Source organism: Mesorhizobium sp. C268A, assembly GCF_040324475.1.
GTDB lineage: Bacteria > Pseudomonadota > Alphaproteobacteria > Rhizobiales > Rhizobiaceae > Mesorhizobium.
Genome location: NZ_JAMYVX010000001.1, coordinates 153,462 through 170,661, shown reverse-complemented (window position 1 = coordinate 170,661; position 17,200 = coordinate 153,462). Strand labels below are relative to the sequence as shown.

The following is a 17,200-nucleotide window of genomic DNA, read 5'->3' as shown; positions in this document are numbered from 1 at the left end:
ACGGTGTCCTGGGACGCGGCGTCGTGAATGGGCAGGCTCCGGGCCGCAATGGCCCGGAGCGCTTCGCTAGGCGACTATTCGACAGACTTGATCGTGTCCGTCGGCGGCTTCTGGTTGCCCCAGAAGGCCGGATTGTCGACGTTTTCCTTGGTGATGGCGGCGCCCGGGATCTTGATGTTGGGGCCCCAGCTCTCCTTGGTCACGGTCGACTTCAAGCCGAGCACGTCATACTCGCCAGGCTTGATTTCCTGCTTGCCGGCGATCTTGTCCATGAACATCGCCACGGCCGCGGCCTGCGCGTAGAGCGGCTGCTCGACTTCGACATTGAGCCAGCCCTTGCGGATCAGGTCGAGACCGACCGGAGCGCCGTTCGAGCTCATCAGCATGACGTCGCCCGGCTTCTTGCCGGCGGCCTCGAGCGAGGCGACGGCTGCGACCGACAGGTGCGCGGCATGGCTGAAGATCAGGTCGATGTCGGGGTTGGCGAGCATCTGGTCGGCAACGATCGTGCCGGCGTTGCTGGCTTCCCATTGCATGGCCGGCAGCGAGATGATCTTGACGTCAGGAAACGCCTTCAACTTCTCCTCGAAACCCTTCTGGATGTCGAGCGTGTAGGGATCGCCGGGATCGCCGAGCACCTGCAGGATCTTGCCCTTCACAGAACCGTTCTTGGCGGTCAGAAGCTTTTCCGCCTGCTCGGCGGCGACGTAGCCGATCTCGACCGTGCCCGCCACCGAGGTGAAATCGGACGGGGTCGAGGTGATCTGGCGGTCGAACTCGACCACCGGGATGCCGGCCGCACGCGCCGCTTCGATGGACGGCTTCAGCGCGTTGAAATCGACGGCGGCCAGGATGATCGCCGCCGGCTTCAGCGCAATGACGTCGTTCATCTGCGATTGCTGCGCGTCGGTCTTGTTGTCGGCGTTGAGTGTTTTCACCTCATAGCCGACCTGCTTGAGGAACAGCTCCAGCGCGCTCACCGAGCCGGTCTGGAATTCATCGAGCAGGGTCGGGACCATATAATAGACGGTGCCCTTGGTCTGGGACATTGCCGGCGTGAGCGAGGCAAGAGCCAGTGCCAGGATACCGAAGACAAGAACCAGTATTCGCTTCATGTCGTTCGCTCCTCTTTTATACCGGACCCCTCTTTGTCCCTCAACCTGCCGGTCCGGCACCGGCAAGCGTCTCACCGGTGATCATGTTGATCACCGCATCGGGACTTGTTTTGTTGCGCGCGACATCGCCGGCCACGACGCCTTGCCGGATCACCACGATCCGGTCGGCGACCTGGAAAGCCTGTTGCATGATGTGGGTGATGATGACGACGCCGATGCCCTGGTTGGCCACCTGGCGGATCATCTCGAGACCGCGCCTGGTCTGCTCGACGCCGAGTGCCGCGAACGGCTCGTCAAGCAGCACCAGCTTGCCGCCCCAGTGCACGAACCGGTTGAGCTCGATGGCCTGGCGTTGGCCGCCCGAGAGATGCTCGACATTGGTGCGCAGCGACGGGATGCGGGTGCCGGCACTTGCCAGCGCCTTGCCGACCACGGCCTCCATGGCGCGCTCGTCGAGGATGGGGACACCGAGAACGTTGCGGGTGATTTCGCGGCCCATGAAGAAATTGGCGACGACGTCGACATTGGTGCAGAGCGACAGGTCCTGGTAGACGGTCTCGATGCCGGCAGCCTTGGCCTCGGCCGGCGTTTTCGCCAGGAATTCCTTGCCCTCGAACAGCATGCGGCCGGAGCTCGGCTCGAGGCCGCCGGCGATGATCTTGACCAGTGTCGACTTGCCGGCGCCGTTGTCGCCGAGCAGCGCCACGACTTCGCCCTTGCCGATCGAGAAGCTGATGCCCCTCAGCGCATGAATGGCGCCGTAATTCTTGGTGACGTTTTCGAGTACCAGCAGCGGTTCGGTCATGCCGCCACTCCCTTGCTGTGCATGAGGTCGGACCGGCGCTCGCGCTCGGCAATGAACATCTGGCCGAAGCGCGGCGACAGCACGCCCGAAACGGCTAATGCGGCAGCGCCGCGCAGCACCGAATGCTTGCCGCCGGTCGCCACCGTCACGCGCGGTGTCTTGCGGTCGCGCCGCGCCGAGACCGAATTGGGAAGCTGTCCCGCCGCGCCGACCAGCTTTTCGAGCAGGTCGGTGGGCGCAAGCCCGCCGAGGATGACGGTTTCCGGGTCGAACACATTCTCGATGGTGACGATGGCGTTGCGGAAGATCGGCGCGATCTCGGCCACCCAGGCGGCGTCGCTGATGTTGCGGCGGCGACGTGCTTCGAGCGAGAGATACCGTTCGAGGCAGCCGCTGTTACCGCATGGGCAAGGCTCGCCACCGGGAACGGCAGGGATGTGTCCGATTTCGCCGGCATTGCCCCAGGCGCCGCGCATCACCGCGCCGTCATGCACGATGACGCCGCCGAGGCCGACGCCGAAATAGAGGTAGTAGTATTCGGAATAACCGGAGCCGAGACCATAAAGCCGTTCGCCCATGGCCGCCGCCGCCATGTCGGTTTCGAAGAAGGCCGGCAGCCCGGTCGACGCCGCCAGCCGTTCCGGCAGCGCGACATCCTTCCAGCCGGCCATGGTCGTCGGGCCGACGAAGCTCATCGACTCCACGCCGAACGGTCCAGGCAGCGCCATGCCGATGCCGAGCACGCGTCCGCCGGGCCGCAGCGCGGTCAGCTCGGGCACCATCGCGCCGATCAGCTCGAAGGCATGGTCGGGCGTCGCATGCGGCGCCTCGCGATGCATGCTCTCGATGACATCGCCGCTGAGATTGATGAGCGCCGCGTCGATCCCCAGCGGGGTGAGGTGGACGCCGACGGCATAGCCGCCCTCGGGGTTGATCCTGAGCGTCGCCGGCGGCAACCCGCGTCCGCGCGGCTCTTCGCGCAGCGACAGCACATAGCCATGCTCTTCGAGTTCGCGAACGATGGTCGATACGGTCTGGACGGTGAGGCCAACGCGGCCGGCAATGTCGCCGCGAGCTATGGGACCGTGAAGGCGGATGGACTCCAGCACGATGCGCCGGTTGTAAGGCCGCCCGAACTCCTGATTGGTTCCCCGCAGTGCCATGTCCCGCGCCCTTTAGGAAGGCTAAGACTTGCACAGGCAATTTATTCAGTCAAATGGAATTCAAAAATAATTCGGAATGGTTCCCAGACGCGGTGCAGGACCTGTCCCATGCGCCGCGCTGGCCGATTGCAGCCGGGCTGAAACCACCGCAATGGTGAATGACGTCAGGCGGGCGCGGGGCTCGCCCGACCAGTGATCCAGCAGGAAAACCGATGATCGAATTGCCTTTTGCGCGCGATGAGTACCAGCGGCGGCTCAAGAAGATCCGCGCCGAGATGGCGGCGCGTGGGCTGGAACTGCTGGTCGTCAACGATGTCGCCAACCAGCATTACATCACCGGCTATGACGGCTGGTCGTTCTACACGCCGCAGGTCGTGCTTGTCCCGATCGAAAACGAGGCCGAGCCGGTCTGGATCGGCCGCGCCATGGATGCGGCAGGCGGCTTGCTGACGGCCTGGATGAAGCCGGAGAATGTGGTCGGCTTCCCCGAGGACCACGTGCAGCGCGCCGATCGCCATCCGATGGACTGGATAGCGGCCTGCATCGTCGCCGAGGGCTGGGGCGCGAGACATATCGGCATCGAGCTCGAAGCCTATTATTTCTCGCCGAAGGCGCATGCCCGGCTCGTCGCCGGCCTGCCCAATGCGAAATGGCACGACGCCGATCTGCTGGTGAACTGGATCCGCGCCGTCAAATCCGCGCCCGAAATTGCTTATCTGCGCAAGGCTTCGACACTTGCCGAATCGGCGGTTTCGCGGGCCTTCGAAGTCATCGCGCCAGGCGTGCGCGAATGCGATGCGATTGCCGCGATCCAGGCGGCGCAGATTGCCGGCAGTCCAGACTTCGCCGGCGACATCACGGCACTGCCGCCGACCATCCTCGGCGGCGAGAATGCATCGGCTCCGCACATCATGTGGAGCGATCGGCGCTTCGGCAAGGACGAAACGATTGCGCTCGAACTTGCCGGTGTCTGCCGCCGCTATGCCGCAGGCCTCGCCCGAACGATGCAGCTCGGCAAGACGCCGGCCCGTGTCGCCGACACCGCAAAGGCGGTGATCGAAGGCATGGATGCGGTGCTCGACGCGGTCAGGCCGGGGACCACAGCCGAAGCGGTCGAGGCCGCTTGGCGCAAGGTTATCCAACGCTACGGGCTGAAGAAGGAATCGCGCATCGGCTATTCCATCGGCGTCGCCTATCCCCCGGATTGGGGCGAGCACACGATCAGCCTGCGGCCCGGCGACAAGACCGCGCTGCAACCCGGCAATGTCGTGCACTCCATTCTTGGCATGTGGATGGATGGCTGGGGCATCGAGATCAGCGAGACCATTCTGGTGACCGAGACCGGCCATGAGACGCTAACCAAATTCCCGCGAGACATCCATGTCAAATCCTGACCGGCCCGCAGCACCGGGCGGTGCCGCGACCCCGCCATCGATGCCGGAATTCTCGATCGGATGGTCGAGATCCGCCGTCATCTGACCGCCATCCCGAATTATCGAACCGCGAGATTGGCACGCGAGCTTATCTCAGGCCGATGCTGGCCGGGCAGGGGATATCAGATCCGCGACGTCGCCCGCTACGGCCTGGCCGTCGATATTGTCGGCTCCGGGAGGCCGTCAATCGCAATGTGGCGATAAGGGTGATGCATGCCCGTGGCCATGACGCCTATGCCTCGATGGGCTTCGCAGTGGCCGTGCATCTGTCTCAGCCCAGGGACAGTTTTGTCGGCACGGGTCCGCGCTTGGTGCGACCTTGGATCCGGAACCAGCGGGCAGGGCGCGGAGAAGTCGGGCAGCAACCAGCCGCCTGGCTTGACCCTACAGATACTGCTCGACCTTCTTGCCGACGGTCAGGAAGCGCAGCGGGTCGATGGCCTCGCCATTGTGGCGGACTTCGTAGTGCAGGTGCGGGCCGGTCGAACGGCCGCTGCTGCCGGTCTTGCCGATGATGTCGCCGGCTGCGAGTTTTTGGCCGACGGCAACGTCGATCTCGCTCAGATGGCCGTAGCGCGTGGCAAAGCCGTTGCCGTGATCGACCTCGACCATGCGGCCATAGCCGCCGTTCCAGCCGGCCTTGGTAACGATTCCGGCCGCCGTGACCTTGGCTGCCATGCCGACCGGCGCACGGAAATCCATGCCCGAGTGCAGGGCAGCGGTGCCGAGGATGGGGTCAGTGCGCACGCCGAACGGGCTGGTGACGGAGTGGCCCGGCGCCGGGTTGGCGAGCGGCAGCCGCCGCGCCTCTTTCTTCAACTGGTCGAGCGTATCCAGCGCCTCGTCCAGTTCCTTGACCTTGCTGTCGAACATCATCGAGCTGTCAAGCGAGATCAGCGGTCCGCCGACATCGCTTTCGTTTTTGCCGAAATCACTGTCGACCGGCAGACCGGCCGCTTCCAGCGCCTGGGTGATGGCATCGGCGTTCTTGTAGGCGTTGTCGGCCAGGGTTTCGATGCGGGTGAGTTGCTGGCTCTCGATAGCCTTCAGTGAATCATTGATCGAGACGAACAATTTGTCGGCGCGGTCCGCAGCCGTTTCGCTGGGCAGCGGATCGGAACGTGTCGACCACAGCGAGAATGGCCTGGTGTCGCCCGAACCAAGGCTGGCGACCGAATAGGCGAGTGGCTCGCCGCCAGTCAGTTCGGCATGTTCGTCGGGTTTTGTTGTCGCTGCGGCATCAGCGGTTGGCAGCGTCCCGACTTCGTTTTCGGCCCGCTCGAGAATCGGGCCGAGGCGGCCATGGCGCTGGCTGAGCTGGCTCTGCCGCTCGATCAATTCGCTGACCTTGGTTTCCATCAGTTTTTGGTCGAGAAGCTGGCGGCTGGTGATGCGGTCGACCTGCGCGCGCAATGCGGAAATGCGATCTTCATAGGCCTGCTGCATGCGCGCCTGCCGGGCCGTGGTGGCGCCGATCAGATCGTCGCGCAGTACGAGATAGGAGGTCGCCAAGAGATAGCCGATGGCGATCGCCGCCAGTGCCGAGCCGAGAAAGGCGACGAGCCACGGCCGGATGGTGAAATGCCGTATTTCATTGCCCCGCGCAATGATGACCGTATGCGGCTCCTTGCGCCTGCCGAAGACCGCTGACTGACCGGTTAGGTTCACGGGACCAAGCTTTCGTTACGACACCAACGAAGCCCGATTACACATTATTAGGGTTAACAAAGTTTTGCCGTCGCGGGCGCGCTAGTGACCAACGGTGTCAGCCAACCGCATATATGTCTTATGCCCCTAATGCACTGCGCGGCGTTGGCCAGATCGGTGGCGCCTCAGAGCGCGCGGACCGCCTCCAGCACTGCTTCGGCATGGCCTTTCACCCGGACCTTGCGCCAGATCCCGGCGATCCGCCCGTCCTTGCCGATCAGGAACGTCGCCCGCTCGATGCCCATATAGTTCCGGCCATACATCGTCTTCTCGACCCACAGATTGTAGGCCTCGATCACCTTGCGCTCCTCGTCGGCAACCAAGTCGACGGTGAGATCGTATTTGGTTTTGAACTTGTCGTGCTTCTTCACGCTGTCCGGCGACAGGCCGATCACCACGGCGCCGGCCTTTTCGAACTCCGGCTTCAGCTGCGAAAAACTGATCGCCTCATTGGTACAACTTGTGGTGTCGTCCTGCGGATAGAAATAAAGTACAACGGGCTTCCCCCGCATCGAGGCAAGGCTGAGTGAGCCGCCGCCGTCGCGCGGAAGATCGAATTGCGGCGCAACGTCGCCAACGTCGAGATCAGCCATATCGATGCCCTTGTTTGAGGTTACGCGGCCCTAAATCAAAGAGATAGAGCATGATGTCGTCCGAAAACCGCCTCACACTTTTCGGCATCATGCTCTAGCCTGCGTCGTTATAATGTCGGGCGGGGATTCGTCCACGATCGAATTCGCACAACGGAAAATTGCGTGGATCAGGAAGAACCGCAGCACGAGAAAATCCGGTTCAGGCGTGACGAGATCACCGACCTGGGGGCTTTCCCGTCCGCTTGCCGCGTGCCGCCGCTCGGTAAGGCACGGATCGGCCGCGGCTTTCGCATCCTTGCCCGGCTGTTTGCCGGCATTGGAGCCCTTGTGCTGCTGGCAGCGGCCGCCGTCTACGTCATCGGCGCCACCGGCATCGGCAACGAACGGCTGCGGTTGGAAGCCGAAACGGCGATCGAGAAACTGGCCGGTTTCGACGTCAAAGTCGCCGTCGGTCCTGCCAGCCTGACACTTGACGGATCGAGCTTCATTGCGCTGCAGGTCAAGGATGTCAGCGTCGAGACGGCCGACGGCAAGCCGATGGCCGATGCCGGGCGCGTCCGCTTCGGCATCCGGTTGATCCCGCTGCTTTCGGGCGAGGTTCGGCTGACCAGCGCCAGGATTTCCGACGCCCATATCGTCACCGCGGCAATGCCGTCGGGTGGCGACTGGACAGCGCGCCTGCGCAATCAAGACGGTCTCATCGATCCGGAAAAACTGGCCGCCGCCGTCTTCAGTGACGTCAATCGTGCACTCGATGCCGTGCGCGAGGATTCGATGCGCCGCATCGATCTCAAAAATGTCGCGTTCGAGCTGCCCGAGGCCGGATCGGTCAAGCTGGTCACGATCGCCAACGCCACGGTGCTGCAGTCGGGCCCCGGCAGCATGGAGTTCTCGTCCGAGGCGGATGTCGATGGCCGCGCGCTCACCGTCACGGCCACCGCCACCCGCGATACGAGCTCGATGCGCGTCACCGCCTTGAACGCCGCCATCGACATGGCGGATGTCGCGGAGACCACGCCGGCGGCCGGCGGGCGAACCGGCGCGATGGCTTTGAAGCTCACGGGATCCGAAGGCTCGGGCGAGACCGATTCGCGGCTGACGGGCTCGCTGTCGCTAACCGGCTCGGTGCTCGACCTCGGCACACGCGGGCTGTTGCCGGCCGATGTCGATGTCGACGCCGCCCTTGTCTCCGGCTCCAACAAGATCGATGTCGGCAGGCTGGTTCTGAAGACCGGGCGCTCGGCGTTCAATTTCGCCGGCTCGATCGGGCCAAAGCCGTCGACCGGCGCGGCCGGCGAGGAGCCTTCCTATCGTTACGACCTGACCAGCGACGGCTCGACGCTGGCGCCTTCGGAATCGCCCGAGCCGGCGCTGAATTTCTTCGCCCGCATCGCCGGCGTCTATCAGACCAAGAGCCGCAAGCTTGTCGCCGACCAGATCGGCATCAGGTCGGGGTCGGGGAGCGAAGTGCTGGGAACCGCTGCGGTTTCCTTCATCGACAACGGACCGCCGGGTATATCGGTGTCGCTCAACGTCCACGACATGGCGGTCTCGCACGTCAAGCAGCTATGGCCTTGGTTCTCCGCCAAGAACGCGCGGCTGTGGGTGCTGCAGAACCTGTTTGGCGGCCGCGTCGTCGATGCCAGCCTGCAGTTCCAGGTCGTGCCGGGACGTCTCGGCAACGGCGTGCCGCTTTCGGCCGACGAGGTGTTCGGCCGCTTCCAGGTCGAGGGCTCGCGTTTCGACACCGCCGGCCGCATCCCGCCGATACGCGATGCCGTCGGCGTCGTTTCCTTCCACGGCAACGATGTCGACGTCGCGCTGTCCTCGGGCAGCGTCTATATGCCAAGCGGCCGCACCGTGGCGGCAAGCAATGGCACACTGTCGGTAAAGGCGGCAAACCACCCGCCGGTGATCGGCGCGCTCGACATCGACGTCGCCGGTGAGGCGCCGGCCATCGCCGAACTTGCCTCCTACGAACCGATCAACGCCATGCGCCATGTCGGCATCTTGCCGGACGACCTGTCGGGCACGGTGACCGGCCACGTCAAGGCCGACATTCCGTTGCAATCCGGCGTCGACACGTCGAAGCTCGATTGGCTGGTATCGCTCGACTACAAGGACCTGTCGCTCGCCAAGCCGTTCGAAGGCCAGATGGTGACCGATGCCGACGGCTCGATCGAAGTCGGGCCCGACAAGGCGGTGATCTCTGCCAAGGCGCGGCTGAACGGCATTCCAGCCGAGCTCGATCTGGTCGAGCCGCTCAGGGATGGCGGGCCGCCGCGCAGCCGCAAGGTGGCGCTTGTGCTCGACGAAAAGACGCGCGCCATGGCCATGCCTGGCCTGTCGCCGCTGATTTCCGGCACCATCAAGGTGGCAATCGACAAGAGCGGCGAAGGCGGCAGCCAGAACGTCGACGTCGACCTGACGAGCGCCAGGCTGGACATTCCTTGGGCAGGCTGGAGCAAGGGGCCGGGCATTCCCGCCAATGCCACTTTTACCATGAGCAAGTCCGGCGATACCACGACGCTGTCCGACTTCGACCTCGACGGAAAGAGCTTTTCGGTCGAAGGCGATGTCGTCCTGGTCAAGGGCGCGCTGTCTTCGGCCCGCTTCAGCAAAGTCGCCTTGAACCGGGGCGACGATGTCGCCGTGACGGTGAAGCGGTCGGGCAAGGGCTTCGCAGTCGATGTCAGCGGCAACGCGCTCGATGCCCGCTCGCTGATCAAGCAGTTCACCTCCGATGTCGATACCGCCACCAAAACCACCGGCACGGACGCGGTTTCGGTCAGCGCCGACGTCAATTCGCTAACCGGGTTCCATGACGAGGTCCTGTCCAATTTGAAGCTCGACTACAGTGCCGCCGGCTCCAGGGTGAACAGGCTCAAGGTCAGCGCCGCGGCAAGTTCCGGCGCCGCCATCACCATCAGCAATACGGCAGGCAATGGTGCTCGCGCGCTCACCATGAAGTCGGCCGACGCAGGCGCCATATTGCGCTTCCTCAACATCTACGAGCATATGGAAGGCGGATCGATCACGCTGGCGCTCAGCGGCGCAGCCGACGGCCCGATGCGGGGCCAGGTCGATTCGAGCAACTTCTTCATCGTCAATGAACCGAAGCTTGCGTCGATCGTATCGACCACGCCAACCGGCGACAGCCGCAGCCTGAACGAAGCGGTCAAGGGCAAGATCGACACCTCGCGGGTAAAATTCGAGCGCGGCTTTACCGAGATCGACAAGGGGTCGGGCTATTTGAAATTGGCGAATGGCGTGCTGCGCGGCCCGCGCATCGGCACCACCTTCCAAGGCACGCTCTACGACCAGAACAACAATATGGACATGACCGGAACCTTCATGCCGGCCTATGGCCTCAACCGCATCTTCGGCGAGTTGCCGTTGGTCGGCGTTCTGCTCGGCAACGGCCGCGACCGAGGCCTGATCGGCGTCACCTACCGGCTTAAGGGCAACGCCAACAAGCCGGTGCTGGACATCAACCCGCTATCGGTAATCGCGCCGGGCATTTTCCGGTCGATCTTCGAGTATCGCTGAGGATCCCAGAACACGGCTCAGGCAGGCCGCACAAGCACGTGCTTTTTCTTGCCCACTGAAAGCTTTGCGACGTTTTCCGGACTCAAATCCTGAGGCGTCACCATCCGCCGGTCGTCCGCCACCGGCTGGTCGTTGAGGCGCACGGCGCCACCCTGTATGTGACGCCTTGCCTCGCCGTTGGACCCGGCAAGGCCCCCGCTGACCAGCAGCGACAGGATGCCGATGCCGGCTTCCAGCGCGGCGCCGTCCACTTCCACGGTCGGCAGCGTTTCGGCTGTCACGCCTTCCTCGAATGTCTTGCGCGCGGTCTCCTCGGCTTGTTGCGCCGCCTCGCGGCCGTGCACGATGGCCGTGGTTTCGGTGGCCAGCACCTTCTTGGCCTCGTTGATCTCCGAGCCGCCAAGGGCGGCCAACCGCGCGATCTCCGAAAGCGGCAGCCGGGTGAAGATCTTCAGGAAGCGCTCGACGTCGGCATCCTCGGTGTTGCGCCAGTATTGCCAGAAATCATAGGGCGAGAAGAGGTCGCCGTTCAGCCACACCGCGCCCTTGGCCGATTTGCCCATCTTGGCGCCCGACGATGTCGTCAGCAGCGGCGTGGTCAGCGCATAAAGCTGCGGCGTGCCCATGCGGTGGCCGAGATCGACGCCGTTGATGATGTTGCCCCACTGGTCCGAACCGCCCATCTGCAGCCGGCAGTCGTGGCGGCGGCTGAGCTCGACGAAATCATAGCCTTGCAGGATCATGTAGTTGAATTCGAGGAAGGACAGCGACTGTTCGCGCTCGAGCCGCAGCCTGACGCTGTCGAAGGTCAGCATCCGGTTGACCGAAAAGTGGCGGCCGACATCGCGCAGGAACTCGACATAGTTGAGCTTCATCAGCCAGTCGGCATTGTTGACCATGATGGCGTCGTTGCCAGTGTCGCCGAAGCGCAGGATGCGGCCAAAAATTCGCTTGATGCCTTCGATGTTGGTGGCGATCGCCTCGGGCGTCAAAAGGCTGCGCTGGTCGTCACGGAAGGACGGGTCGCCGATCATCGAGGTGCCGCCGCCCATCAGTGCGATCGGCCGGTGGCCGGTCTCCTGCATCCAGTAGAGCATGGTCGCCGATATCAGATTGCCGATGTGCAGGCTGGTCGCCGTGGCGTCGTAGCCGACATAGGCGGTCACGGTTTCCTTCGCGAAAAGTTGATCCAGCCCGGTCTCATCCGAAATCTGGTGGATGAAGCCGCGCTCGCTCATGACGCGCAGGAAATCGGACTTGAAGGCGGGCATTGTTTCTTCCTGAAAGCGCCGGGTCCGAACGGCCCGGCATGGCCTGAACGCGGGCGTTTAGCATCCAAGCGCGTCAAGCAAAAGTGGTTTCCGATTTTGCGCCGGCATGGACAGCCTATTCTGCACTGCCGCGCATGCTTGCTTCATCCTGTCGGCTGGCGTAATGAGGCGCCGCGCCAACGGGTTCGATCCGCTGGAACGGCACCGCACGGCATCCACCGAATGCCATATCTTGTGACAGAGCCCGACGCGATATGCCGGACGCATTGATATCCATCGTCATTCCCTGCCGCAACGAGGCGGCGAACCTGCCGCTGCTGATCGACGAGATCGAGGCGGCGATGACCGGGCGCGACTTCGAAATCATCGTCGTCAATGACGGTTCGACTGACGACACCGCTTCGGTGCTTGCCGCTGAAGCCGCCACACGTCCGTTTCCGCTTCGGCAGCTTCGGCACGAAAAATCCGCCGGCCAGTCGCTTTCGGTGCGCTCGGGCGCCTGGGCGGCGCGCGGCTCGATAATCGCCACCATCGACGGCGACGGCCAGAACGACCCGCAATATATCCCCGTGCTGGTCGATGCGCTGCGTCGGGCAGGGCCCGACTTCGGCGCCGCGCAGGGGCAGCGGTTGAAGCGCCGCGACAGCAAGATCAAGCAATTGGCATCGCGTTTCGCCAACTGGCTGCGCGGCGCGATCCTGCATGACGACACCCGCGACACCGGCTGCGGCCTGAAGGCGATCCACACCGATATCCTGCGCAAACTGCCGTTTTTCGACGGTACGCATCGTTTCGTTCCGGCGCTTGTCATCCAGGAAGGCTACCGCGTCGTCCATTGCGACGTCGTCGACCGCTCGCGCCGCCACGGCAAGTCGAATTACGGCATCTTCGATCGCGGCCTGCAGGGCGCGCTCGATCTCGCCGGCGTCTGGTGGCTTCGGCGCCGGCGCCGCAGAATGCCAAAGGTAGAGGAAATCACGCATGGCTAACGTGTTTCAGGAATTGGCGACCTGGCTGCACCAGGTTTTCGTCAAGCAGTTCGACGCCTGGGTTCTGCTCGGCTTCGTTGCCCAGTTCTTCTTCACCATGCGCTTCCTGGTGCAGTGGATCGCTTCGGAAAAGGCCAAGCGCAGCGTCGTGCCGATCGCTTTCTGGTTCTTCTCGCTGTTCGGCGGCGGGCTGCTGCTCGTCTACGCCATCCAGCGTGAGGATCCGGTGTTCATCGCCGGCCAGGCCATGGGCATGGTGATCTATGTCAGAAATTTATGGCTCATCGCCAATGAGCGCAAGGCGGCGATGACCAAGGTCGACTGAGCCACCAGTCCCGCCAAATCCAGTCTGTCCGGTGTCGAAATGAGCAGGAACTACATCTTTCTCTTCCTGTTCAGCCTGATGATGACGGCGTCGGGACTGGCCTCTATGCCGCCGCTCGACCGCGACGAGCCGCGCTTCGTCCAGGCGACCAAGCAGATGACGGAGACCGGCGACTATGTCGACATCCGCTTCCAGGACGCGTCGCGCTACCAGAAGCCGATCGGCATCTACTGGCTGCAATCGGCCGCGGTGACGCTGAGCGGCGAGGGGGCACAGGCGCCGATCTGGATCTACCGGCTGGTCTCGGCGCTGGGCATCGCCATCGCCGTCGTAGCAATCGCCTGGACCGGGGCCAATCTGTTCGGCGCCAATGCCGGTCTTGCCGCCGGCCTGGTCATGGCGGCGATTTTCGCCACCGCCTTCGAAGGCCGTGACGCCAAGACCGACGCGATGCTGCTTGCCTGCTGCGTTCTGGCGCAAGGCGCGCTGGCGCAGATTTATCTGGCATCGCGCCGCAACGAGCCTGTCGCCGGCCATCTGCCGTGGATTTTCTGGGCTGCGCAGGGCGCGGCTATCCTCATCAAGGGGCCGATTGCACCGCTGCTGTCGGCGCTGACGGTGCTCACGCTGGTTGCTTTCGAGCGCGACTGGCGCTGGCTGGCGAGGCTGAAAGCCGGGCGTGGGCTGATTCTGGTGCTGTTGATCGTGCTGCCTTGGCTCGCCCTCATCACCTGGAAGAGCAACGGCGCCTTCCTGCAGCAGGCCGTCGGCAAGGATATGCTCGGCAAGGTCGCGCAAGGCGAGGAGTCGCACGGCGTTCCGCCGGGCTTCTACGTGCTGACCTATTGCCTGTTCATGTGGCCGTTCGGCCTTGTGGCGCTCGGCGCCGGACTGCAGGCGCTCAACCGATTGCGCGACGATCCGCGCCTGCGTTTCTGCCTCGCCTGGTACGTTCCGTTCTGGCTCGTCTTCGAATTGATCCCGACGAAACTGCCGCATTATGTGCTGCCGGCCTATCCCGGCATGGCCCTGCTCATCGGCTGGCTTTTGACGCTGACGCCGCAAGAGGCAAATGCGCCGCTCAGGCGCTGGCAGACATGGCTGTGGTGGGCGACCGCATTCGGCACCGTTCTGGTGACAGTCGGTCTCGCCGTGCTTTGCGTCGGTGCGCCGATCTATCTCATGAAGACATTTTTATGGTGGAGCGTTCCGGCCGCCGCGGCAGCATTGGGCGCCGGCTACCTCGCTGTTTCGCGCCAGACGCTGGTGCCGCTGGTCCGCATCGGCGGGGCTGCGGTTTGCGCCGGTATAACCTACGCCCTGCTGTTCGGTGTCATCGTGCCGTCACTGAAACCGATTTGGATGAGCCGGGAAATCGAGGCGGCGGTTCGCGCCGATCGTCCCTGTGAGATGAGCGTGCTCGCCTCCGCGCAATATCACGAACCGAGCCTGGTATTTCTGGTGGGCACAAAGACGGTACTGACCGATGTCGACGGGGTTGCGCAACATCTGCTTGGCGATCCGGCCTGCGCGCTGGGCCTGGCGCCGGTCGGCGATCAAAAACGGCTGGATGACCTTCTGGCAGGGCACGGCAAGAAGGCCAGCCGCGTCGCCGAGATCGACGGCATCAACTATTCGTCAGGTGATAAATTGTCGCTCGGCCTGTACCGTGTGGCGAACTGATATCTCTTCGATGATCGCTTCGAGCTCCGCATGGTGACGAAGTCGCCATCACCGGCGCGTGCCGCTATGCCTGCCATGCTCCGGCAGTCTGTCGATAATTTCCGCGATACTTTCGGGATTGTACGGCATCGCCTGGCGACGCGCCCGGCGCGCTACCCGAAAATCCTGTGGTCGGTCTGGGTCGTGGCCTGGCTTTTGCTGACGATCGCGGTGTCGCTCCGTTTCGACCATCTTGCGGGCACCATGGCGAGGCAGTGGGCTTTAGGCTCGACCAATGTCTTCCGCATCGCCGAGTTTTTTACCTTCTTCGGCCTAGGCGGCTGGTATCTTGTCCCGTCGGTACTGGTGCTGATTGCTGCGAATCTGACGGATTGGCGCAGCCTTTCCCGGCGCGCGCGGATGACCTTCTACAACTGGACCTGCTTTGCTTTCATGGTGCTGGGTTCGATCGCACTCTCGGCCATGGTCGTCAACGTGCTGAAATATGGCGTGGGCAGAGCCAGGCCGATGAATTTCGACAAGCTCGGCGATCTGTCGCTGCATCCTTTTTCCTTGGAGGCGCGCTTTGCCAGCTTCCCGTCCGGCCATGCCACGACCATGGGCGTCATTTTCGGCATTGCACTGCTGTTGTTGCCCCAGCGCAGATGGGTGCTGCTGGCTGCAACCTTGTCGGTCGCATCGACCCGGATCTTTATCGGCGCGCACTATCCGAGCGACACTGTCGCCGGCTTCGGCCTTGGCTGTGCTGTTGCCATCGTCTGCGCGATGGTGCTTGGCCGGCTGGGATGTATCTTCCGCTACACGGCGTCGGGGTTGCCGGTAGCAAAAACTACGTTCCGCCTATTCCGTCGGGCTCGCAAACCAAACCAAAACGATGCGCCGAGACAAGACGAATTTCCGCATTGGAGCAGCGCCGGCAAGCAACTGAATTGCTGACGCCTTTGGAACCATCTAAGACCACCCCAGCTAGCTGTCGATGCCACCCCAGCTCCGCACCAGCCGAGCCATGTCAGGCGCGCCGGCGGCTTCCTTCTCCAGCCCTTCGGCGACACCGACGCGGTCGGCGACAGGCCGGTTCTGGCTGACTTTCCACTTGCCGCTGATTTCGGCGATCTCGATCTCAAGCCCGACAATGCCCTTGATTTGCGACTGGATGAAGGTCGGCGGCGCATCGGTCACCGCCCAGGGTGCCTCGCGGGCGCCTTCCTGCGACAGCGTCAGCTCGGTGATCTGCTGTGCGATCCAGGCGGAATCCTCGATCACTCTGACGGTTCCTCGCACCTGGACAATGGCGTAGTTCCAGGTAGGCACGACCTTGCCGGTCTCGCGCTTGGTCTCGTACCAGGACGGCGTCACGTAGGCGTCGGCGCCCTGGAAGACGACCAGCACCGGCGATGTCGGATTGTCGGCCAGCTGACGCCATTGCGGGTTGGCCCTGGCCAGATGGGCGCGCAGCCGGCCATTTGGCCCAACCTCTGCATCAAGCAGGAAAGGAATGGCATTGGCGACCGGGCCATCGGTGCCGTTGGAGATCAGCAACCCCAGCGGATGCGTCCGGATCAGCCCGTGCAGGACGTCCGGCCGCGTTTCCTGGAAATGGGGAGGCTGGTACATGATCGGTCATGCTCTTCCGCTGGCTGAACCGGCATTGTGCACCGTTCAGCCGAGCCGCGCCACATGTCAGGCGGGCTTCACCGTTTGGATCAGCCGAAATGGCATTGTCGCGCCCGTCATGGGCACGACTGTGCACGGCATCGGACCGGGAGTTTTTGCTTTGACGCAATTCCGGACGGAAAACCCGTTTACACTTTTCCTGGAATTGCTCTTAGCGCAGCCGCTTCGGCCGCGGATCGGACAATTCGCCGGCCAGCCGTCGGTCGAGATAGTCGGCGCATTCCTCGAGCAGCAGATCGGCGTCGTTGGCGAAGAAGTGGTTGGCGCCTGGCAAGGTCTTCTGCGTGATGGTGATGCCCTTTTGCGTGTGCAGCTTGTCGACCAGGCCCTGCACGTCCTTGGGCGGCGCCACCTTGTCGGCATCGCCATGGATGATCAGGCCCGATGACGGGCAGGGCGCCAGGAACGAGAAATCATAGGTGTTGGGCTGCGGTGCGATCGAGATGAAACCCTCGATCTCGGGCCGGCGCATGAGAAGCTGCATGCCGATCCACGAGCCGAACGAATAGCCGGCGACCCAACAGCTCTTGGAATCCGGATGCAGCGACTGCACCCAGTCCAGCGCCGCGGCCGCATCCGACAACTCGCCGGTGCCGTGGTCGAATTCACCCTGGCTGCGGCCGATGCCGCGGAAATTGAAGCGAAGCGTGGTGAAGTCGCGCTTCTGGAACATGTAGAAGAGGTCATAGACGATCTTGTTGTTCATCGTGCCGCCGAATTGCGGATGCGGGTGCAACACGATGGCAATCGGCGCGCTCTTTTCCTTGGAAGGCTGGTAGCGACCCTCCAGGCGGCCGGCCGGACCGGTGAAAATGACCTCAGGCATAAAATACTCCAAATGGCATACGAATGCGCGGCGCCCGGAACAACTCTTTCCTCTGGCCTTGACGCAG

The 17,200-nt window shown here is 63.4% G+C and carries 14 protein-coding genes; 6 read left to right on the top strand and 8 right to left on the bottom strand.

What is annotated here, in order from left to right:
* Positions 1–74: 74 nt before the first annotated feature.
* The 3 genes from NKL06_RS00850 to NKL06_RS00840 are packed head-to-tail and all read right to left on the bottom strand — an operon-like array spanning position 75 to position 3,083.
* Complete coding sequence (locus NKL06_RS00850; RefSeq protein WP_023694097.1) at positions 75–1,115, bottom strand: sugar ABC transporter substrate-binding protein; 1,041 nt, start codon at positions 1,113–1,115, stop codon at positions 75–77.
* Positions 1,116–1,155: 40 nt separating this feature from the next.
* Positions 1,156–1,920 (bottom strand): ATP-binding cassette domain-containing protein, encoded by a 765-nt coding sequence (locus NKL06_RS00845; protein ID WP_023694098.1) that lies wholly within the window; start codon positions 1,918–1,920, stop codon positions 1,156–1,158.
* Positions 1,917–3,083 carry an ROK family transcriptional regulator gene (locus tag NKL06_RS00840; protein WP_023694099.1) on the bottom strand — a complete coding sequence of 389 codons (1,167 nt, stop codon included), beginning with the start codon at positions 3,081–3,083 and terminating at the stop codon, positions 1,917–1,919. Before NKL06_RS00840 ends, NKL06_RS00845 begins: the two co-directional genes overlap by 4 nt.
* A 212-nt stretch (positions 3,084–3,295) precedes the next feature.
* Between NKL06_RS00840 and NKL06_RS00835 the strand changes: the two genes are divergently transcribed.
* Positions 3,296–4,477, top strand: coding sequence for a M24 family metallopeptidase (locus NKL06_RS00835; protein ID WP_023694100.1), 1,182 nt, complete (start codon positions 3,296–3,298; stop codon positions 4,475–4,477).
* A gap of 423 nt (positions 4,478–4,900) precedes the next feature.
* On the opposite strand, the gene NKL06_RS00830 is transcribed toward NKL06_RS00835, so the two are convergent.
* Positions 4,901–6,184 carry a M23 family metallopeptidase gene (locus NKL06_RS00830; RefSeq protein WP_023694101.1) on the bottom strand — a complete coding sequence of 428 codons (1,284 nt, stop codon included), beginning with the start codon at positions 6,182–6,184 and terminating at the stop codon, positions 4,901–4,903.
* A gap of 164 nt (positions 6,185–6,348) precedes the next feature.
* Positions 6,349–6,816, bottom strand: a complete 468-nt coding sequence (locus tag NKL06_RS00825; RefSeq protein WP_023694102.1) for a peroxiredoxin — start codon at positions 6,814–6,816, stop codon at positions 6,349–6,351.
* A gap of 162 nt (positions 6,817–6,978) precedes the next feature.
* Between NKL06_RS00825 and NKL06_RS00820 the strand changes: the two genes are divergently transcribed.
* Entirely contained in the window at positions 6,979–10,365 is a 3,387-nt protein-coding gene (locus NKL06_RS00820; protein ID WP_023807953.1) for a YhdP family protein, read from the top strand.
* A gap of 17 nt (positions 10,366–10,382) precedes the next feature.
* Here NKL06_RS00820 and tyrS read toward each other — a convergent pair whose 3' ends face one another.
* A complete protein-coding gene (tyrS, locus tag NKL06_RS00815) occupies positions 10,383–11,636 on the bottom strand; it encodes a tyrosine--tRNA ligase (RefSeq protein ID WP_023694103.1) in 1,254 nt (417 codons plus the stop codon).
* Between the two features lie 254 nt (positions 11,637–11,890).
* On the opposite strand from tyrS, the gene NKL06_RS00810 reads away from it, so the two are divergent.
* The 4 genes from NKL06_RS00810 to NKL06_RS00795 are packed head-to-tail and all read left to right on the top strand — an operon-like array spanning position 11,891 to position 15,569.
* Positions 11,891–12,625 (top strand): glycosyltransferase family 2 protein, encoded by a 735-nt coding sequence (locus tag NKL06_RS00810; RefSeq protein ID WP_023694104.1) that lies wholly within the window; start codon positions 11,891–11,893, stop codon positions 12,623–12,625.
* The gene (locus NKL06_RS00805) at positions 12,618–12,950 is read left to right on the top strand and encodes a lipid-A-disaccharide synthase N-terminal domain-containing protein (protein ID WP_023669132.1); all 333 of its coding nucleotides are present in this window, start codon (positions 12,618–12,620) and stop codon (positions 12,948–12,950) included. Before NKL06_RS00810 ends, NKL06_RS00805 begins: the two co-directional genes overlap by 8 nt.
* 39 nt (positions 12,951–12,989) lie before the next feature.
* A complete protein-coding gene (locus NKL06_RS00800; RefSeq protein ID WP_023694105.1) occupies positions 12,990–14,633 on the top strand; it encodes an ArnT family glycosyltransferase in 1,644 nt (547 codons plus the stop codon).
* A gap of 30 nt (positions 14,634–14,663) precedes the next feature.
* Positions 14,664–15,569, top strand: a complete 906-nt coding sequence (locus NKL06_RS00795) for a phosphatase PAP2 family protein (protein WP_023694106.1) — start codon at positions 14,664–14,666, stop codon at positions 15,567–15,569.
* Positions 15,570–15,599: 30 nt separating this feature from the next.
* Here NKL06_RS00795 and NKL06_RS00790 read toward each other — a convergent pair whose 3' ends face one another.
* On the bottom strand, positions 15,600–16,247 hold the full coding sequence (locus NKL06_RS00790) for an FMN-binding negative transcriptional regulator (protein ID WP_023694107.1): 648 nt from the start codon (positions 16,245–16,247) through the stop codon (positions 15,600–15,602).
* Between the two features lie 211 nt (positions 16,248–16,458).
* Entirely contained in the window at positions 16,459–17,133 is a 675-nt protein-coding gene (locus NKL06_RS00785; RefSeq protein ID WP_023669128.1) for an alpha/beta hydrolase, read from the bottom strand.
* Positions 17,134–17,200 lie beyond the last annotated feature (67 nt).

Coding starts and splice junctions, on each gene's coding strand:
- NKL06_RS00850 (WP_023694097.1), bottom strand. CDS start 1,115: ATGAAGCGAATACTGGTTCTTGTCTTCGGTATCCTGGCACTGGCTCTT.
- NKL06_RS00845 (WP_023694098.1), bottom strand. CDS start 1,920: ATGACCGAACCGCTGCTGGTACTCGAAAACGTCACCAAGAATTACGGC.
- NKL06_RS00840 (WP_023694099.1), bottom strand. CDS start 3,083: ATGGCACTGCGGGGAACCAATCAGGAGTTCGGGCGGCCTTACAACCGG.
- NKL06_RS00835 (WP_023694100.1), top strand. CDS start 3,296: ATGATCGAATTGCCTTTTGCGCGCGATGAGTACCAGCGGCGGCTCAAG.
- NKL06_RS00825 (WP_023694102.1), bottom strand. CDS start 6,816: ATGGCTGATCTCGACGTTGGCGACGTTGCGCCGCAATTCGATCTTCCG.
- tyrS (WP_023694103.1), bottom strand. CDS start 11,636: ATGCCCGCCTTCAAGTCCGATTTCCTGCGCGTCATGAGCGAGCGCGGC.
- NKL06_RS00810 (WP_023694104.1), top strand. CDS start 11,891: ATGCCGGACGCATTGATATCCATCGTCATTCCCTGCCGCAACGAGGCG.
- NKL06_RS00805 (WP_023669132.1), top strand. CDS start 12,618: ATGGCTAACGTGTTTCAGGAATTGGCGACCTGGCTGCACCAGGTTTTC.
- NKL06_RS00800 (WP_023694105.1), top strand. CDS start 12,990: ATGAGCAGGAACTACATCTTTCTCTTCCTGTTCAGCCTGATGATGACG.
- NKL06_RS00795 (WP_023694106.1), top strand. CDS start 14,664: ATGGTGACGAAGTCGCCATCACCGGCGCGTGCCGCTATGCCTGCCATG.
- NKL06_RS00790 (WP_023694107.1), bottom strand. CDS start 16,247: ATGTACCAGCCTCCCCATTTCCAGGAAACGCGGCCGGACGTCCTGCAC.
- NKL06_RS00785 (WP_023669128.1), bottom strand. CDS start 17,133: ATGCCTGAGGTCATTTTCACCGGTCCGGCCGGCCGCCTGGAGGGTCGC.